Here is a 17,473-nt window from a genome sequence, read left to right as displayed (position 1 = left end):
TCCCCATGACCCTCGATCCCCAGGCGCAGGCCATGCTGCAGGCGCTGTCACGGCTGCGTCCCTTCGACTTCGCGACCCTGACCGGTGAAGGCTACCGCGCGGTGATGGACCGCTCGGGCCTGTTCGCGCCCGGCGACGAGGTGGCCGAGGTGAAGGAACGCGACATTCCGGGGCCGGGCGGCAGGCTGCGCCTGCGCATCTACCGGCCCAGCGAGGCGAAGAAACTGCCGGTGACCGTTTTCTATCACGGCGGCGGTTTCGTGGGCTGCACGCTGGACACGCATGACAACGTCTGCCGCTGCCTGGCCAAGCGCGCGGAGACGGTGGTGGTGTCGGTGGACTACCGCCGCGCGCCGGAAGCGCCCTTCCCCGCTGCCGTGGAAGACGCCTTGGCGGCGCTGCGCTGGGTGCATGAGCATGCCGCCGACATCGGCGGCGACGCCACGCGCCTCGCGGTGGCCGGCGACAGCGCGGGCGGCAATCTTTCCGCGGTGGTGTCGCAATGGGTCCGTGACAGCGGGCCGAAGATCAGCCACCAGCTGCTGATCTACCCGGCGACCGACTTCGCGGCCGAGACGGAGTCGCGCCGCAGCCGCTCCGAGGGCTACTTCCTCACCGCCGGCCTGATGCGCTGGTTCGGCGACCAGTACACGCCCGATACCTCGGTGCGCAACGACCCGCGCGTGTCGCCGCTGCGTGCCACGGACTTCCGCGGCCTGCCGCCGGCGACGGTGCTGGTGGCCGGCTACGACCCGCTGTACGACGAGGGCCTGGCCTATGCGGCGCGCCTGCGCGAGGCCGGCGTGGCGGTGGAGGTGCTGGACTATCCCGGCCAGATCCACGGCTTCATCAACATGCTCGGTGCGATCGGCGCCGCAGACGAGGCGCTGGGCCGTTGCGCCGAGGGCTTGCGGAAGTCGCTACAGAATTAGATAGACTGTAAACATCATAAGAATCGAGGAGACGCGCATGAGTCATCCCCGGAGGAGTGCGGCCGCCATTCTTGTCCTGGCCAGCGGCGGCGCCGCCGCCGGTGGCCTGCAGACGGCTGACCCGGTGGAACTGGCGCCGGTGGAAGTGAGCGCCAGCGCCGAGGACACGCAGCGCAGCAGCGCCAGCGAGGGCACCGCCACCGCCGAGCAGCTGGCGAACCGCCCGCGCCTGCGGCCGGGCGAACTGCTGGAGATCGTGCCGGGCCTGATCGTCACGCAGCACAGCGGCGACGGCAAGGCCAACCAGTACTTCCTGCGCGGCTTCAACCTGGATCACGGCACCGACTTCCGCACCACCGTGGCGGGCATGCCGGTGAACATGCCGACGCATGGCCACGGCCAGGGCTATACCGACCTGTCCTTCGTGATCCCGGAGCTGGTGTCGTCCATCGAGTATCGCAAGGGCGCGTACTACGCCGAGGAGGGCGACTTCTCCGCCGCAGGCGCGGCGCACCTCGAGCTGATGAACCAGCTGCCGCGGCCGCTGGCGACGCTGGAACTGGGCGAAGACGGCTATCGGCGCCTGCTGGGCGCAGGCTCGGGCAAGCTCGGTGAAGGCAGGCTGCTGGCGGCCCTGGAGGCCAGCACCCAGGACGGCCCCTGGACCGTGCCGGAAGACACCGAGAAATACAACGCGCTGCTGCGCTACGGCTTCAGCAACGACGCCGGCAGCTGGTCGGTCACCGGCATGGCCTACAGCAACCGCTGGACCGCCACCGACCAGATTCCGCAGCGCGTGGTCGACAGCGGCCAGATTGGCCGCTACGACTCGCTGGACGATTCCACCGGCGGCGACAGCCATCGCACCAGCCTGTCGCTGGACTGGGCACGGGGCGGCGAGCAGTCGGAGACGCGCGCCACCGCCTACTTCGTCGACTACGACCTGGACCTGTTCTCCAACTTCACCTATTTCCTCGACAACCCGGTGGATGGCGACCAGTTCGAGCAGGTGGACCAGCGCCGCTACGGCGGACTGGGCCTGGTGCACGAGCGCCACGGCGAGTGGCTGGGCAGGCACATGCACCAGCGCGTGGGGCTGGACCTGCGCTACGACGATATCGGCGAGGTGGGCCTGCACCGCACGGCGCAGCGGCAGCGGCTGTCCACGGTGCGCGAGGACGGCGTGGAGCAACTCAGTGCCGGCGCCTGGTACAGCAACGGCATCGAGTGGAACCCGGCCTTCCGCAGCGTGCTGGGCCTGCGTGCGGATCACTACCGCGTGGACGTGGATTCGGACAACGCCGCCAACTCCGGCAAGGACGACGACGCCATCGTCTCGCCCAAGCTGTCGCTGATCTGGTCACCGCTGGCAAAGACCAGCATCTTCCTCAACGGCGGCTACGGCTTCCACAGCAACGATGCGCGCGGCGCGACGATCACCGTGGTGCCGGGCAGCAACCCGCCGGAACCGGCCGACAAGGTGGACCTGCTGGTGCGCGCGAAGTCCTACGAACTGGGCCTGCAGACGCGGCCGCTGCCGGCGCTGCAGACTGCGCTGACGCTGTGGCAGCTGGACCTGGACTCGGAACTGCTGTTCATCGGCGACGCCGGCAACACCGAGGCGACCCGGCCGAGCCGGCGCCAGGGCATCGAGTTCTCCAACTACTGGACGCCGCGCAGGGGCCTGATCGTGGATGCCGACATCGCCTGGTCGCGTCCGCGCTTCGACGACGGCAACCCCGACGACCGTATCCCCGGGGCGATCGAGCGCACCGCCTCGCTCGGCGTGGTGCTCAACGACTGGCGCGGCTGGTTCGGCGGGGCGCGCCTGCGCTACCTGGGCAGCCGGCCGCTGCTGGAGGACGACTCGGAGCGGTCCAGTTCCTCCACCCTGGTCAACCTGCGCGGCGGCTACGCCTTCTCGCCCCGCCTGCGGCTGGCGCTGGACGTGTTCAACGTCTTCGACCGCGAGGTCAATGACATCGAGTACTACTACACCTCGAAAATCCCCGCGGACGATCCCTTGTTCCCGGATGGCCGGGACGACCGCCATTTCCACCCGGCGGAGCCCCGGGCGGTCAGGCTGGGCCTGACGGCGTACTGGTAAACCCGGTCTGGAGGGCATTGCGGACAGACGGTAGCGCCAGAACGATGACGGCATGAACCAGTAGGTTTTGCCGACTGAATTCTGGCGCCCCTTTGCCGTTGAATAGCTTGCAAGGGAGAACCACACACCCTCCCGGCAAAGGAACCGCCATGAACCCGATCATGTCCACGCTGGCCCAGATCATCATCCTGATGCCGGCAAACTTCGCCCTCCGCCTGCTGGACCGGGCCGCCCCGCTGGCCGCTGGCGACCTCAAGACCCGCAGCCGCCGCGGCGACATGCTGCTGGCCAGCATGTTCGTGACCGGCTGGTGGTGCGCTATCGTGATGATTGTGAAGGGTGTTACGGGCCTGCCGTAAGCCCTCCCCCGCGATCCGGGGAGGGCTTTGCCGGATATCGACCACCTGGGCTATCGACCGCTGGAGTGGCCCCGGTCGCGACAGCGCCGGAATCTCTGCAGCAGTGGCTCGTATGCCGCGTCCTCTACGGGGCCGACACCGACCCACTCGATCGCCAGGGGATCCAGTTGCATCTCATCAGCCCTGAGACCCTGGCCCATGCTCTGCACCAGGCGTTGCAGCTGATATTCGCGACGCAAGGGTTGATCTTCCGGTGGCGTCGGCATGTCCGTCAGCATTTCCGCCCGGATGCAGAGCATCTTCAGAGCGGTCTCATTCGCCGCGAGATCTGCGGAGCGCTCACGGGCGAGCCCCTGCCTGAGGGCGTCGAGCCCGCTCCTGGGCCATCGCTGGACGGAGGCGATGCAGGTTTCGGCAGCCGCCTTCAAAGTGTCGAGCTGCTCCGTGTCCAGACTGCGTGCCGCGGCGAGCCTGTAGGCACGCACGTGGTTGGCGGCTTCGAACAGATCGTCCCAACCACGTTCGGCGTCACGCACATGCTGGCGCGCAACTGACTTCCTGTAGCGATCCAGACCCTGATCAAGCCTGTTGCGGAGCTCACGTGACTCCGCACGCGGGAATTCGCCGAGCGCTTCGAAGGCACTTCGCAATTCGACCAGCGCTGCGGCGCTCGCCAGCAACTCCGCCCCCTCGAGAGCGGCGATCTTCTCGATCTGCTCGCACAAGGCAAGGGCCTGCCTCTTGTTGCTCTCGAGCCCGGCCGTATAGGCGGCTGACTCCTGCTCGCGCTTCTGGAACACGGCGTCGCAGTGCTGGCGGAATTGCCCCCAGAGGCGTTGATCCACCTCGCGCGGCACAGGGCCCACGGTCCGCCACTTCTGCTGAAGCTCCTTGGCCGCCTCGATTGCCTTGCGGCCATCGTCGCTCGCGAGCAAAGCCTGGGCACGCTCGATCAGCGACTCCTTCTGCGTCACGTTGCGGGCGTACTCGGCATCCAGCCGGCCCTGCAGGCTCGCGGTGAGGGCCGTGAACCCCTCCTGCTGCTTCTTGCCGGCGCGGTGATCCACGGGCGAGCAGTTGCGCCACTCCTGCTTCGTCTCGCGCAGGGCCCTGATGACGGCCTGCCAGTCAGGCTGCTCCCAGTGGTGGGCCGCCTCAAACGCAGTCAACCCGGCGAGCAGGGCATCGCGACGCTGCAGATTCTCCTTGTGGACGAGGGCCTGGGCAGCAAAGTACTCCTTGCATGGCTGATACGCCTTCTGGGCTGCTTCCTGGAAACGCTGCTCATCGGCTTCGGCATTCTCGCCAGCGCCCTTGCCCAGGCTGCGCCACTCATCCTTCAGGCTCTTGATCCGGTCGGCGAGTGCCACCGGATCGAGCGCCACGCCGATGAGCGACTCCATTTCCTCCATCAGTTCGGCGCGCTTCGGCGCCACCGAGAAGCTCTTCCAGTCCTTCAACTCGTCGAGCTGCTTGTCGAGCTGCTGTATCTGGCTGGTCAGGTTGGCGGGCAGGGGTGGAGCCCCCGCCAGCTTCTCCTCTATGGCTTTCCGCACCCCGGCGGCGCGGGAGCTGCTGCCGTCTTTCAGCGCAGCACGTGCCTTGCGGATCAATTCGTCGATCTGGCGAACAGCCTGCTGCTCGGCCTGCCGTTCTTCAGACAGCGCACGCTTCTGCTCGTCGAGAACCCGCGCTTGCTCGGCTGCAGCCGCGGCGGCTGCCTGTGCCTGCTCTTCGCGCAGGCGCCGTGCCTCCGCCGCTGCGTCGGCGGCTGCCTGCTCACGCGATGCCTGAGCCGCCACCTCGCGCAGGTGTTCGGCAATGGTCTCCCGTGAGCGGTCGATCCATTGCTGGACTTGATCGCGCAGTTCCGGATCAGCCTGCGCGGCCACCGTTTTCCAGTGACTCTCGAACTGTTCCAGTCTCGGGCCGTACGAGGCGTCGTACGAGCGCTGGCTGTGACGTTCGAGGGCTGCCGAGGCCGCAATGATCTCGGCCTGCAGTTGCTCCAGCTTGCGGGCCTGCTCGAGCAGGACGTCGCGCTTGGACGTCAGGATCCTGTAGACACTCTTGTCATTGCCACCGCGGGCATCGCGGATGAGTTGCCGCAGCACGTCCGGATCTTCGATTGCGGCCGCCGCCGCCTGGCGAACCTTGGTCGATGCCCCGTCAATGACCAGCCGGGCCACCGCCTGGACGTCCCGGGCATCGATGGCCGCCTGCAAAGCGGCCTCCTCGGCAGCAGCGGCCAGCGCGCGGTCCGCTGCGCCCGGCTTGGGAAGAGCCTTCCCGACCTTCTCGGACGACACCGATCGAGGCACTGAGGCCGGAACGGGCGAAAGCGACGGCACTTTGCGAAACAAGCGCGAGAATAACGACATTGTTGACCTGGGCAGCATTGGGGCAGGCCGCATTCTACCTGCGCTGGAAGACCCGCATCGGCTGCTTTTGCCTGCGCTTTGACGTCACCCGGGTGACCCCGGCTGCGACGGTCACCGCCGGTCGCCGCAGGCCGGCTGGTGCCAGGAGCGGTCGACCACGACACTAAATCTTGTTAGTGGGTAGCATTCCAGGATGATGAAAATCCGAAAAGCGACGAGGGCTGACGCTCAGGCGGCTTGGGACATCCGAAAGGAAGCCATATTGAAGGCTTGCACCCAATACTACCCCGCTGACCTCTTGACCATATGGACATCTGGCGCACCCAACGACGTGTGGGCGGACGCCGTAGAGCAGAGTTTCCACGTTGGGGATGAGGGAGGTCTCGTTGCGGTAACCGGGATGTTGAACATTGCGACCGGGCAAGTGGACGCAATGTTCGTCAGGCCGTCGCACATGGGCCTTGGAATCGGTCGGCAGATGATGGATTTCCTGGAGCGTCTTGCCCATTCGCATGGGATTGTTTCCATGAATCTGAGCGCTACGCTGAATGCTGCGCCGTTCTATCGCCATTGTGGCTGGATCGGGGATTCCGTCGAGATCTATAAATCTCCCCGAGGGATCGAGTTGGCGTGCGTTCCCATGACAAAAGCCGTTACACCACCCGAAAGCGGGCAATCGCCAAGGGCTGCTTAGTTCAAATGGGGCGGATCAAGACCCGCCCGGGCCCTGCTCGAGTTGCTGGGCGAGCCCGATGAGAATTCCTTCGGGACCCCGGATGTAGCAGAGCCGGTAGATGTCTTCGTAGTTGACGACTTCATCGACCACCGTCGCACCGAGCCCGCTGAGCCGGGCGAGGGTGTCGTCGATGTCCTCGACGGCGAACATGACGCGGAGGTATCCCAAGGAGTTCACGGGCGCTGTGCGGTGATCGGACGCGATGGCGGGGGCGTCGAAACGCGAGAGCTCGACGCGGCCGTGGCCGTCGGGGGTGCGCATCATGGCGATCTCGACGCGCTGGCCGCGCACTCCGGTGACGCGGCCAGCCCACTCGCCTTCGACGGGCATGCGACCTTCGAGGGCAAGGCCAAGTTCGGTGAAGAACTCAATGGCGGCATCGAGGTCTTGCACCACAATGCCAACGTTGTCCATACGCTTGACTGTCATGATGTCTCCTTGGCGTCTGAGGTTTTACATGAGCTGGGTAACCCGGCTTGCCGGGCACGTCAACTCAAGAGCGGGTCTTGACCCGCCCGGGCTCTGCCAGGCGCCAGGAGGCGCTGTTCGCGACGTCCCCGAATGGCGACGCAAGCGACCTCAGCGTTCGGGCAGTCGTGCTCGCAGCGCGAGGCTGTCCACATCGCGGCCAGATGCCGCGCGCGCGGCGCTGAGCGTTTCCAGGCTGATCGGCTTGTAGCCTGCCGCCGGCTCATTCAATGTCTCCGCGACGTAGCGAAGCACCGCGACCAGATCGTCATCCTGCAAGCGCCAGCGAAAGGTCAGCATCAAATCGGAATAGGGTTGTCCGCGGACCGTGATCGGTCCGGCCAATCCATGTATGACGACGCGCGCGATGTAGGTGCGCCCCTCTTCGGTGGCCAGCCACTGCTCCATTCCCGTCAGCGGCGGGGCGTGGCCGGCAATGCCTTGACCCTGCGTTTGATGGCAGACGGCGCAGCGCTGCGCGTACAGGGCAGCCCCGTCCGCGGCTATCGCTGGCCACGGCAATAGCAGGAGAAGCGCAGACAGGTGGCGAAGCATTGCGGAAAGGACCGGGGCGTGGAGTTCGGGAAGGAGCAAGGATCGCGCCAGGGGGCCGAAGCCGCGTGCTGCACAGTCTTCCTGTCCCCTCTCCCGCACGCGGGAGAGGGTGGTCCTCAGGGCCTGCGAGAGGATGGATCACCGAGGTAGGGCAACGCATGGAGCGGTTGCCGGGAAAGGGGCTGTAACTCTCGCAAGGCTAGCCAACTCACCATTTACAGAAACCCTCTCCCCTACCCCTCTCCCGCAAGCGGGAGAGGGGACGAAGATCTATAGCGCTGCCGCCCTTTCCAGGCACCAGTAAGCCGCCAGCGAGCCGATCAGATAGACCGGCAGCAAGCGCGCCAGCGCCGCCGGCCTTTCCGCCGCCAGCGGCAGGCGCCGCCACAGCCAGCCCAGGCCCAGCAGGGCCGTGACCAGCAGCAGCTGTCCCAGTTCGATCCCGACGTTGAAGCCGAACAGGGCCAGGGGGATCTCGGCCTGGGGCAGGCCGATTTCGGCGAGGGCGCCGGCGAAGCCGAGGCCGTGGAGCAGGCCGAAGGCGACCGCCATCAGCGCCGGGCGGCGCGCCAGCAGGGTTGGCGGGCTGCCGGCAGGCCGCGCCAGTTCGCAGGCCAGCAGCAGGATGCTCAGGGCGATGCCCAGCTCGGTATAGCCGGAATCGACGTGCACGAAACCCAGGGCGGCCAGGCTCAGGGTGATGCTGTGGCCGAGGGTGAAGGCGGTGACGGTGATCAGCAGCGCGCGCAGGCGCCGCACCAGCAGCACCAGGCCGGTGACGAACAGCAGGTGGTCGAAGCCCAGCAGCAGGTGCTCCACGCCCAGTTGCAGGTAGGACGGGAAAACGGCGGGCGCGGCCTGCAGCGCGGGCACGCTGTAATCGGGCCGTGACGCGTCGAGCAGGGTCTTGAGCACCGAGCCGTCCGGGCGCTCGATGCGCAGGATGACGTTGATGCCGGCACGGTCCAGCTGCGGCACCAAGAGGGTCTTGCCAGAGAGGCCGGTGCCGCAGTCCAGCGTCCAGCGCGCGGTCAGCGCACCGCGCTCGTCGCGGATCACGGCGGGTTCATCCAGCCGGCGGCAGTCGGCCGGCAGGCGCGGCTCCACGCCCACCGCCTGCAGGATGGAGGCACGCCACAGCAGCTCCACCTTGCCGCCCTCGCCTTCCTTGAGCTGCAGCAGCGCAGGTGCCAGCGGATGCGCGGCCAGCGTGCCGCTCCACAACAGGGCCAGCAGCAGGAGCAGGCGCTTCACGAGACGGTCTCCGGCACGCCGGGGCCGGGCTCGACGCGGTACTGCCGCAGCAGCCGCGCGCGGGCCTGCGCCAGGCGCTGGGCTTCGCGCTCGGCCAGCAGGGCGTAGGCGGCCTGGCGGCGCACACTGGCGTAGTCGATGGTGGCGGCGGCTTCGCGGCGTTCCAGCAGCAGCAGGTGATTGCCGTAGGGCGAGGCGACCGGGCCGCTCCATTCGCCGGGTTTGGCGGCGACAAGTGCCTGCGCCAGCGCGGGGCCGAACTGGCGCGTGATCTCGTCGGGGGCCAGCGCGTTGAAGCGTTCGCCAAGCAGGAAGGCGTCGCCGGTCGCGTCGGCTTGTCCGGCGCGCAGGGCGGCCAGCAGGCTTTGCGCTTCCTGCGGCATGCGTTCGGGGGCGAGGAAGACCTGGCGGAAGCGGTAGCGCACCGCGCCGGCATAGCGCTCGGGGTGGGCGGCGACGTAGTCGCGCAGTTCCTGCTCGGACCACTGCAGCTCGCCGAGCAGGCGCTGCTCCATGGCCTGGATCAGGCGGCGGCGCGCCACCAGGTCACTCTGCTGCATCTCCAGCGCTTCCGCTTCACGCAGCAGCGAGGCGTCGTCGAGCGCGGTCTCGGGGAAGGCGAAGCGCAGGTTCATCAGCAGGCGGCGCCGTGCGACGGCGTCGCGCTGGTCCAGGCCCAGGCGCAGGGCCTCGCGCAGCAGGGCTTCGTCTTCCAGCCAGCGACGATAGCTGGCCTGCAGTTGCACGTCGCTGGGGGCATGGCCGGTGTCGCGCCGCCAGTCCTGGCGCAGGCGCTCGACGTCGGCGGCGCTGACGCGGATGGTGTCGGCGGCACGCGGCAGCCAGCCCTGGGCGAGGAACAGCAGGCCGCCGAGGAGGAGGAAGTGGACTAGGGGTCGACGAAAGAGGCGCGGCAACTGCAAGGCCTGTCCTACTGCGCTGCCCGATACCAGATCGGCGAGGTCCAGGCCCGCTCCTGCACCGTCTTCGGATAATCCGCGTTGCAGCAGTCCGCGAACTCTTCCGGCACGGCGTCCGGATCGGCGCAGCTCACACCCGCTGCGACGCACTGGCGCGTGGACCAGCGGCAGCTGGGGTTTTCCAGCACGCGGGCGTAGTAGAAGGCGCTTTGCGCGGGGTCGAAGTCCGGGTCTTCCCAGACGCTGCAGAGGCTGGCGTAGCCAGCGCCGGAGGTCTCGCAGGTGTCGGTGTTCACGGAGGCGCCGTTGTCCTTGTTGCCGGCGATCTCGTAGACGGCTTCGTGCTTCTCGCCGTTGGCGATCCAGCCCTTGACGATCTGGATGTGCTGCAGCGGCTCGGCCTTTTCGCCGGCCACGCCGGGATCGCGCAGGGCGGAGACGGCGAAGCGCGGCTTGACGCCGCTGCCGGGCGGGGCCGGCAGGTCGCCGCCCATGGGCACACCGCCGCGGTAGCCGTCGGCAGCGAAGTTGCGGCTGCTGCAGAGGCCGGCGGGCAGGTTCCAGCCGCCGAAGAAGCGCACCACCGGCCGCGTGCCGCTGGTGGCGTAGGCCTCGCGGCGGCGCATGGCGGCGAACAGGGAGTCGCGCGTGTTTTCCTCGGCCCACAACACGGCCAGGCCGCCGGGGCTGTTCTCGATGCGGTCGGTGAGGCCCGCGGGCAGCTCGTTGCGCGCGCTGCCGCCGGCGCCGCCGTGGCCCGGGTAGCCGGCCTCGTTGACGCGGCCGGGGGTGCCGAGGTGGGTGTCGGAGCTGCCGATGAAGCCGTACTTGAAGGGGTTGGTGCCGAGCAGCTGTTCCTGGCGCAGGCCTTCCTTCAGCGCGGCGCGCAGGAAGTCGCCTTCCAGCGGCACGCCGCTGGCGGCGGGACTGACCTGGCTGCCGATGAAATTGCGGTAGGGCAGCAGTTCGAAACCGCACTGCTCGTCGGCGAGGCCGGCGCCGGTGGTGCCGAGGCACTCCGACTGGCCCTTGTGCTGGTAGATCTCGGCCAGCGGCTCGTTGAGCTGCCGCGCCTGGGCGTATTCCTCGCTGAAGTCGGCACCGTGGCGGTCCCTGGTGCGGAACATCAGGCCGCCGCTGAGGTTGGAGTTGTGCGGGATGGTGAGCACGCCGCAGCCCTGTTCGCTGAGGCAGGTCTGCGCCAGCGATTCCCACAGCAGCTCGGGCTCGGGCGTCTCGATGTAACTGGCGGGAATCTCCGGCACCACCTCGCTGCTGAAGATGACGTTGCGGTGCAGATTGTTGGACAGCGGCGCGCCGGTCCATTCGTAGCCGACGAAGGTGGTGAAACGGCACTCGGCGCTGCGGTCGTAGTAGGCCTCGGCGGCCTGCTGGATGTCGCGCCAGGGGGTCTTGGCGGCTTCGACGCAGCGCGTGCCGCCGAGCCCGCAGAACGGCAGGCGCGGGATGGTCTCGCCGCCGGTGGGCGTGGGCAGGCCGATCAGGCCGGGGCCGAGGAAGTTGAAGACGATGAAGGCCTGCGCCGGGGCCGCGCGGTAGAAGCGGCATTCCAGCGAGTTGTAGCCCTCCAGCTCGGGGTTGGTGCAGATCTCGGTTTCGCCGAACAGCTCGGCGTGGTCGGTGACGGCAGCGAAGTCCAGCGGACGCGACAGCTGCGTCGTGCGCAGCGGCTGGCCTTCGGGGGTGTAGGGCTGGATGCCCAGCTCTTCACCCTGGGCGAAGCGGTAGGCCTCGTGCGGGCCGATGATGGTGCCCTGGGTGTTGGCGTCCAGCGAGTACTTGGTGTGGACGTGCAGGTCGCCGTAGAAGGGCTGGCGCTGCTCGGCGTAGTGGCGGCACTTGCTGCTCGCGGGCGGCGGGTTGCTGCCGGAGTCGGCGGTTTCGTCGCTGCGGCCACAGGCGGACACGGCCAGCAGCAAGCCCAGGCATAGCAAACGACGCATTCCCATCCCCTCTGACAATCTGGTTCAAGCCCGATACGAACGGAAATCTTAACGGCCCGCGCGAGGGGAGACGCTAGTTTTTATTCACCTGTCCTTATTCACTGCCGCTGCCGACAGGAACGCGGGACGCTCGCCGCCGCCATGCAGCACGAGATTGGTGCCGGAGGCATAGGAGGCTTCGGGCGAGGACAGCCAGACGCAGGCGTTGCCGATGTCGGCCGGATCGGCCAGGCGTGCCATCGGCACGGTCTGGGCGACGGCGGCGATGCCGGCCTCGTCGCCATAGTGCAGGTCGGACTGCTCGGTGCGGACCATGCCGGGGCTGACCGCGACCACGCGCACCTTGGGGGCCCATTCCACGGCCAGCGAGGTGGTGAGGCTCAGGGTGGCGGCCTTGGCGGCGCCGTAAGCGGCGGTGCCCGGTGAGGGGCGCAGCGCCGAGACGCTGGCGATGAAGACGATGACACCCCCGCCGTCCTGGGCCTGCATCAGGGCATTGGCCTTCTGCGCGAAGTGCAGCGGCGCCAGCAGGTTGAGGGCGAGGATCGACTCGTGGAAGCGCGGCGAGGCCTTGTCGGCCATGGCGAAGGGAGCGCCGCCCGCATTGTTGACCAGCACGTCCAGGCGGCCGTAACGCTCGGCAATGCCGGCGAACAGCGCGTCAACGGCCTCGCGGTTGCGCACGTCGCAGGCGACGAATTCGGCGGTATTGCCGTTCACCGACGGCAGGTCGGCCACGGTTTCGCGCCCGCAGACCACCACCCGGGCCCCGGTGGCCAGGAAACGCTCGCTGATGCCGCGGCCGACGCCCTTGGCGCCGCCGGTGACGAGTACCACCCTGCCCTGCTCCCGAAACTGCTCCACGCCTGCTCCCGAAAAAGTCCTTTCCGGCCATCATCCTAGGCGATTGCGGGGGTCTGAGCTTTACTCCAAAAGGATGAAGCAGGGGCGGCCCCGGAGGAGGACCATTCGCGTGCAGAAAACCATGCCCGCCGGAAACTCCGCTCCCATGACCAGCAAACCCGTGCCCGAGGGGCAGTACGTCACCCTCCAGAACGGTTACCGCATTCATTACCAGGACCAGGGCCAGGGCCCGGTCGTGGTGTTCCTGCACGGCTCCGGCAACGGCGCCAGCGGCTACAGCAATTTCAAAGGCAACTATCCGGAGCTGGCCCAGGCCGGCTACCGCTGCATCGTGCCCGACCTGATCGGCTTCGGTTACTCCGACAAGCCCTCCGACGTGGAATACCCGCTGTCCTTCTTCGTGGACTGCCTCAAGCAGACGCTGGATGCGATCGGCGTGGCCAAGGTCACCGTGGTGGGCAATTCGCTGGGCGGCGCGGTGGCCCTGGGCTTTGCCCTGGCGCACCCGGCCAGCACCGAGCGCCTGGTGCTGATGGCGCCGGGCGGGCTCAACGAACTGCCGGACTACCTGGCGATGCCGGGCATGCAGGCGATGTTCGCGCTCTACGGGTCCGGCAAGCCGGTGACCGAGGAGGCGATGAAGGACTTCTTCATCAAGGCCTTCGTGGTGGACGCCAGCGTCGTGACCGATGACCTGGTGCACGAGCGGGCCGAGATGGCCAAGCTGCAGAACCCGCAGGTGATCAAGACGCTGAAGGTGCCGGTGATGACCGAGCGCCTGGGCGAGATCGAGTGCCCGGTGCTGACGCTCTGGGGCCTCAACGAGAACATGATGCCGGACAGCGGCATCATGCGACTGGCCAAGGGCCTGAAGCACGGACGCATGGTGCTGGTGCCGCAATGTGGGCACTGGGTCATGATCGAACACCGCGGGCTGTTCAACCGCACGGTCCTGGACTTCCTGAAGAACGGCTGATGGCACTCTCAGACTCCCGCATCACCGCGCTGGGCGACGAGCTGTTCGCCGCGCTGCGCTCGCGCTCCGTGCTGGAGCCGCTGACCAGCCGCGAGGCCGGCATCGACATCGAGGACGCTTACCGCATCTCGCTGCATTTTCTTTCGCGCCGCGAGGCCGACGGCGAGCGCGTCATCGGCAAGAAGATCGGTGTCACCAGCAAGCCGGTGCAGGACATGCTCGGCGTGCACCAGCCGGACTTCGGCTTCCTCACCGATCGCATGTGGTTGGCCAACGGCAGCACGGCGAGCATCGCCGGCTCCGGCATGATCCAGCCGCGCGCCGAGGGCGAGATCGCCTTCGTGCTGAAGAAGGACCTGCGCGGTCCCGGCATCACCGAGGAGCAGGTGCTGGACGCCACCGAGTACGTGTCGCCCTGCTTCGAGATCGTCGATTCGCGTATCCGCGACTGGAAGATCAAGATCCAGGACACCGTGGCCGACAACGCCTCCTGCGGCATCTTCGTGATGGGCGACGCCCGCATCGATCCGCGCGCGCTGGACCTGGCGGCGGTGACCATGGAAATCCACAAGAACGGCCAGCACGTGGCGTCCGGTATCGGCTCCGCCGTGCAGGGCCACCCGGCCACCGCCGTGGCCTGGCTGGCGAACACGCTGGGCCGCTACGGCATCCCCTTTCTCGCCGGTGAAGTCATCCTTTCCGGTTCGCTCGCGCCGCTGCTGCCGGCGTCGCCGGGCGACCGTTTCGAGATGACACTCGCCGGTATCGGTACCGCCTCGATTGCATTCGAGGCATAGATGCGCATCGCTGCGCTCAGCGCATCCTACGGTTAGGCAAACAGAGATTCCCAATGAAAAAGATCAAGTGCGCCATCATCGGTCCCGGCAACATCGGCACCGACCTGCTCTACAAGCTGCAGCGTTCGGAGCTGCTGGAACCGGTATGGATGGTCGGCGTGGACCCGACCTCCGAGGGCCTGGCGCGCGCGCGCCAGCACGGCCTGAAGACCACCGACCAGGGCGTGGACGGCATGCTGGCCCATGTGAAGGCCGACGGCGTGCAGATCGCCTTCGACGCCACCAGCGCCTACGTGCACAAGGAAAACTCCGACAAGCTGAACAAGCTTGGCGTGATGATGATCGACCTGACGCCGGCGGCCATCGGCCCCTATTGCGTGCCGCCGATCAACCTCAAGGAGCACGCCGGCAAGCGCGAGATGAACGTCAACATGGTCACCTGCGGCGGTCAGGCGACGATCCCGATGGTGTACGCGGTGTCGCGCGTGCAGCGCGTGCGCTACGCCGAGATCATTGCCACCGTGGCCAGCAAGTCGGTGGGCCCGGGGACGCGCAAGAACATCGACGAATTCACCCGCACCACCTCCGGCGCGGTCGCCAGGATCGGCGGCGCCGACGAGGGCAAGGCCATCATCGTGATCAACCCGGCTGAGCCGCCGATGATCATGCGCGACACCATCCACTGCCTGACGGTGGATGCGCCGAAGCAGAAGGAGATCGAGGAATCGGTGCGCGACATGGTGGCCGAGGTGCAGAAGTACGTGCCGGGCTATCGCCTGGTCAACGGCCCGGTGTTCGACGGCAACCGCGTCACCAGCTTCATGCAGGTGGAAGGCCTGGGCGATTTCCTGCCCAAGTACGCCGGCAACCTCGACATCATGACGGCGTCGGCGACGCGGACGGCGGAGATGTTCGCGGAGGAGATCCTGGCGGGAAGGCTGACGCTGGAAGCGGCGTAACAAACCTGTCCCCTCTCCCGCTTGCGGGAGAGGGCTAGGGAGAGGGGTTCTGTAGAGCTCTCAGGAGTCACAGGAACCCTCTCCCCCAACCCCTCTCCCGCAAGCGGGAGAGGGGAGCAAAGAACAAGCGGCAAGGAGTATTGAAATGAGCCTCAACCTCAAGGGCATCAAGATCAAGGTGCATGACATGTCGCTGCGCGACGGCATGCACCCCAAGCGTCACCAGATCACCATCGACCAGATGAAGTCGATCGCCAAGGGTCTCGACGAGGCGGGCTGCCCGCTGATCGAGGTCACCCATGGCGATGGCCTGGGCGGTGCCTCGGTGAACTACGGCTTCCCCGCCGCCACCGACGAGGAATACCTGCGCGCGGTGATCCCGCTGATGAAGCAGGCCAAGGTCTCGGCGCTGCTGCTGCCGGGCATCGGCACCGTGGACCACCTGCGCATGGCGGCGGACTGCGGCGTGACCACGATCCGCGTCGCCACCCACTGCACCGAGGCCGACGTCTCCGAGCAGCACATCAACCTGGGCCGCAAGATGGGCCTCGACACGGTGGGCTTCCTGATGATGGCGCACATGATCGAGCCGGAACTGCTGATCGAGCAGGCCCTGCTGATGGAAAGCTACGGCGCCAACTGCATCTACCTGACCGACTCGGCCGGCTACATGCTGCCGGACGACGTCACCGCGCGCATCGCGCTGGCGCGCGAGAAGCTCAAGCCGGAAACCGAGATCGGCTTCCACGGCCACCACAATCTCTCGATGGGCATTGCCAACTCCATCGCGGCGGTCGCCGCCGGTGCACGGCGCATCGACTGCGCCTGCGGCGGCATGGGCGCCGGTGCCGGCAACACGCCGATGGAAGTGTTCGTGGCAGTGTGCAACCGCATGGGCATCGAGACCGGCGTGGACGTGTTCAAGATTTCCGACGTCGCCGAGGACCTGGTGACGCCGATCATGGACTTCCCGGTGCGCATCGACCGCAACTCGCTGACGCTGGGCTATGCCGGCGTCTACTCCTCGTTCCTGCTGTTCGCGCGCCGCGCCGAGGCCAAGTACGGCATTCCGGCCCGCGAACTGCTGCTGGAGCTGGGCCGCCAGAAGATGGTCGGCGGCCAGGAAGACATGATCGAGGACCTGGCACTGACGCTGGCCCGTGAACGCGGCCTACTGAAAGCGACTGCCTGATATGGCTCTGCGCCGTCTGATGGCGGCGCTGGGCCGCCGCTGCCGCCGCCTGTTCGGGGCGGCGAGCGCGCAGCCGCGCGACCTCAAGGGCCGCGTGTATCTGGTCACCGGCATCGCGCCGGGCTCCATCGGCTTCGAGACCGCGCGGGCGTTGGCGGCCTGGGGCGCGACCGTGATCGTCACCACGCGCAGCCGGTCGCAGGACGCGGCGCAGGCCCTGCGCGCAGTGCTGCCGGCCGGCGCGGGACCGCTGGAACCTGAAAGCCTGGACCTGGCGGACGCTGCCTCGGTGGAGAGACTGGCCACTGCGGTGACGCAACGCCACGGCCGACTCGACGGGCTGGTCAACAACGCCGGCATCCACCTGGACCTGCTGTCGCAGTGGCGGGAGCCGAAGCTGCTCGACGGCCACGAGATCCACTGGCGCACCAATTACCTGGGCACCATGCAGCTGACGCTGCGCCTGCTGCCGCTGCTGCTGCGCAGCGCCGCCGCCCATGGCGGGGCACGCGTGGTCAACGTGGTGTCGATGCTGCATGCGCGCGGCCGCAATGCCGGCCTGTTCGGCGCCAGCCTGCCCTACAACTCCTGGGTGGCCTACGGCAATTCCAAGCTGGGCCTGGTGCACGCCACGCTGGAACTGCAGCGCCTGTACGCCGCGCAGGGCCTGCAGGCCTACTGCCTGCACCCGGGCGCGGTGTTCACCAACATCGCCGACAAGGGCCTCAGCGGCAATCCCGTGCTGGAGGCGATCCGCCGGTTCTTCGCGCCGATGGAAGCGGCTTTCCTGCTGACGCCGGAGGAAGGCGCGCAAACCACGCTGGCCTGCGCGACGGCGCCGGAAGCCCGCGGCGGCGCCTACTACCGCAACTGCCGCGTGGCGGAGGCCAGCGCCGACAGCCGCGATGCGGCGGTGGGACGGAAGCTGTGGCGGGAAACGGAGAGCTGGCTGGGTAGCATCAAAGCTCCAAGCCAATAGCACTGTCGGGCTGGAACCGGCTAGAACTTC

At 67.6% G+C, this 17,473-nt stretch carries 16 protein-coding genes; 9 read left to right on the top strand and 7 right to left on the bottom strand.

Annotation, left to right across the window (positions count from 1 at the left end; translation table 11 throughout):
• Window positions 1-5 precede the first annotated feature (5 nt).
• The 3 genes from D0B54_RS06260 (at window position 6) to D0B54_RS06250 (ending at window position 3,398) form a co-directional block, all read left to right on the top strand.
• Window positions 6-932: an alpha/beta hydrolase gene (locus tag D0B54_RS06260; RefSeq protein WP_117290239.1), complete on the top strand. Its 927-nt coding sequence runs from the start codon at window positions 6-8 to the stop codon at window positions 930-932.
• 37 nt (window positions 933-969) lie between these two features.
• Window positions 970-3,039 carry a TonB-dependent receptor gene (locus D0B54_RS06255; protein ID WP_117290237.1) on the top strand — a complete coding sequence of 690 codons (2,070 nt, stop codon included), beginning with the start codon at window positions 970-972 and terminating at the stop codon, window positions 3,037-3,039.
• A gap of 149 nt (window positions 3,040-3,188) precedes the next feature.
• Window positions 3,189-3,398, top strand: a complete 210-nt coding sequence (locus tag D0B54_RS06250) for a hypothetical protein (RefSeq protein WP_117290235.1) — start codon at window positions 3,189-3,191, stop codon at window positions 3,396-3,398.
• 50 nt (window positions 3,399-3,448) lie between these two features.
• On the opposite strand, the gene D0B54_RS06245 is transcribed toward D0B54_RS06250, so the two are convergent.
• Window positions 3,449-5,707: a DUF349 domain-containing protein gene (locus D0B54_RS06245; protein ID WP_117290233.1), complete on the bottom strand. Its 2,259-nt coding sequence runs from the start codon at window positions 5,705-5,707 to the stop codon at window positions 3,449-3,451.
• Window positions 5,708-5,972: 265 nt separating this feature from the next.
• Here D0B54_RS06245 and D0B54_RS25155 point away from each other — a divergent pair, with 265 nt between their 5' ends.
• On the top strand, window positions 5,973-6,473 hold the full coding sequence (locus D0B54_RS25155; RefSeq protein ID WP_117290231.1) for a GNAT family N-acetyltransferase: 501 nt from the start codon (window positions 5,973-5,975) through the stop codon (window positions 6,471-6,473).
• A gap of 15 nt (window positions 6,474-6,488) precedes the next feature.
• On the opposite strand, the gene D0B54_RS06235 is transcribed toward D0B54_RS25155, so the two are convergent.
• The 6 genes from D0B54_RS06235 to D0B54_RS06210 all read right to left on the bottom strand — a co-directional run bounded on the left by D0B54_RS06235 (window position 6,489) and on the right by D0B54_RS06210 (window position 12,540).
• Window positions 6,489-6,944 (bottom strand): VOC family protein, encoded by a 456-nt coding sequence (locus D0B54_RS06235; RefSeq protein ID WP_117290229.1) that lies wholly within the window; start codon window positions 6,942-6,944, stop codon window positions 6,489-6,491.
• 150 nt (window positions 6,945-7,094) lie between these two features.
• On the bottom strand, window positions 7,095-7,538 hold the full coding sequence (locus tag D0B54_RS06230; RefSeq protein ID WP_162932247.1) for a c-type cytochrome: 444 nt from the start codon (window positions 7,536-7,538) through the stop codon (window positions 7,095-7,097).
• 270 nt (window positions 7,539-7,808) lie between these two features.
• A complete protein-coding gene (locus tag D0B54_RS06225; protein ID WP_162932246.1) occupies window positions 7,809-8,792 on the bottom strand; it encodes a HupE/UreJ family protein in 984 nt (327 codons plus the stop codon).
• Complete coding sequence (locus D0B54_RS06220; protein WP_117290225.1) at window positions 8,789-9,715, bottom strand: peptidyl-prolyl cis-trans isomerase; 927 nt, start codon at window positions 9,713-9,715, stop codon at window positions 8,789-8,791. The genes D0B54_RS06225 and D0B54_RS06220 overlap by 4 nt, the downstream gene beginning before the upstream one ends.
• An 8-nt stretch (window positions 9,716-9,723) precedes the next feature.
• Window positions 9,724-11,676 carry a DUF3604 domain-containing protein gene (locus D0B54_RS06215; protein ID WP_162932245.1) on the bottom strand — a complete coding sequence of 651 codons (1,953 nt, stop codon included), beginning with the start codon at window positions 11,674-11,676 and terminating at the stop codon, window positions 9,724-9,726.
• 84 nt (window positions 11,677-11,760) lie between these two features.
• Window positions 11,761-12,540 carry an SDR family oxidoreductase gene (locus tag D0B54_RS06210; protein WP_117290220.1) on the bottom strand — a complete coding sequence of 260 codons (780 nt, stop codon included), beginning with the start codon at window positions 12,538-12,540 and terminating at the stop codon, window positions 11,761-11,763.
• Between the two features lie 145 nt (window positions 12,541-12,685).
• On the opposite strand from D0B54_RS06210, the gene D0B54_RS06205 reads away from it, so the two are divergent.
• The 5 genes from D0B54_RS06205 to D0B54_RS06185 all read left to right on the top strand — a co-directional run bounded on the left by D0B54_RS06205 (window position 12,686) and on the right by D0B54_RS06185 (window position 17,443).
• Window positions 12,686-13,516 (top strand): alpha/beta fold hydrolase, encoded by an 831-nt coding sequence (locus D0B54_RS06205; protein WP_117290218.1) that lies wholly within the window; start codon window positions 12,686-12,688, stop codon window positions 13,514-13,516.
• On the top strand, window positions 13,516-14,313 hold the full coding sequence (locus tag D0B54_RS06200) for a fumarylacetoacetate hydrolase family protein (protein ID WP_117290217.1): 798 nt from the start codon (window positions 13,516-13,518) through the stop codon (window positions 14,311-14,313). Before D0B54_RS06205 ends, D0B54_RS06200 begins: the two co-directional genes overlap by 1 nt.
• A 53-nt stretch (window positions 14,314-14,366) precedes the next feature.
• On the top strand, window positions 14,367-15,272 hold the full coding sequence (locus tag D0B54_RS06195; RefSeq protein ID WP_117290215.1) for an acetaldehyde dehydrogenase (acetylating): 906 nt from the start codon (window positions 14,367-14,369) through the stop codon (window positions 15,270-15,272).
• Between the two features lie 145 nt (window positions 15,273-15,417).
• Window positions 15,418-16,464: a 4-hydroxy-2-oxovalerate aldolase gene (dmpG, locus tag D0B54_RS06190; protein WP_117290213.1), complete on the top strand. Its 1,047-nt coding sequence runs from the start codon at window positions 15,418-15,420 to the stop codon at window positions 16,462-16,464.
• Between the two features lies 1 nt (window position 16,465).
• Window positions 16,466-17,443 carry an SDR family NAD(P)-dependent oxidoreductase gene (locus D0B54_RS06185; RefSeq protein ID WP_117290211.1) on the top strand — a complete coding sequence of 326 codons (978 nt, stop codon included), beginning with the start codon at window positions 16,466-16,468 and terminating at the stop codon, window positions 17,441-17,443.
• Window positions 17,444-17,473: the final 30 nt, after the last annotated feature.

Source organism: Solimonas sp. K1W22B-7 (assembly GCF_003428335.1).
Lineage (GTDB): Bacteria > Pseudomonadota > Gammaproteobacteria > Nevskiales > Nevskiaceae > Solimonas_A.
The sequence above is the reverse complement of the archived record's forward strand: the minus strand, read 5'-3'. Positions and strand labels throughout refer to the sequence as shown.

What these genes read in the sequence shown, in the direction of transcription:
- D0B54_RS06235 (WP_117290229.1), bottom strand. Translation starts at nt 6,944, where the DNA reads ATGACAGTCAAGCGTATGGACAACGTTGGCATTGTGGTGCAAGACCTC.
- D0B54_RS06205 (WP_117290218.1), top strand. Translation starts at nt 12,686, where the DNA reads ATGACCAGCAAACCCGTGCCCGAGGGGCAGTACGTCACCCTCCAGAAC.
- dmpG (WP_117290213.1), top strand. Translation starts at nt 15,418, where the DNA reads ATGAGCCTCAACCTCAAGGGCATCAAGATCAAGGTGCATGACATGTCG.
- D0B54_RS06250 (WP_117290235.1), top strand. Translation starts at nt 3,189, where the DNA reads ATGAACCCGATCATGTCCACGCTGGCCCAGATCATCATCCTGATGCCG.
- D0B54_RS06230 (WP_162932247.1), bottom strand. Translation starts at nt 7,538, where the DNA reads ATGCTTCGCCACCTGTCTGCGCTTCTCCTGCTATTGCCGTGGCCAGCG.
- D0B54_RS06200 (WP_117290217.1), top strand. Translation starts at nt 13,516, where the DNA reads ATGGCACTCTCAGACTCCCGCATCACCGCGCTGGGCGACGAGCTGTTC.
- D0B54_RS25155 (WP_117290231.1), top strand. Translation starts at nt 5,973, where the DNA reads ATGATGAAAATCCGAAAAGCGACGAGGGCTGACGCTCAGGCGGCTTGG.
- D0B54_RS06185 (WP_117290211.1), top strand. Translation starts at nt 16,466, where the DNA reads ATGGCTCTGCGCCGTCTGATGGCGGCGCTGGGCCGCCGCTGCCGCCGC.
- D0B54_RS06215 (WP_162932245.1), bottom strand. Translation starts at nt 11,676, where the DNA reads ATGCGTCGTTTGCTATGCCTGGGCTTGCTGCTGGCCGTGTCCGCCTGT.
- D0B54_RS06260 (WP_117290239.1), top strand. Translation starts at nt 6, where the DNA reads ATGACCCTCGATCCCCAGGCGCAGGCCATGCTGCAGGCGCTGTCACGG.
- D0B54_RS06255 (WP_117290237.1), top strand. Translation starts at nt 970, where the DNA reads ATGAGTCATCCCCGGAGGAGTGCGGCCGCCATTCTTGTCCTGGCCAGC.
- D0B54_RS06195 (WP_117290215.1), top strand. Translation starts at nt 14,367, where the DNA reads ATGAAAAAGATCAAGTGCGCCATCATCGGTCCCGGCAACATCGGCACC.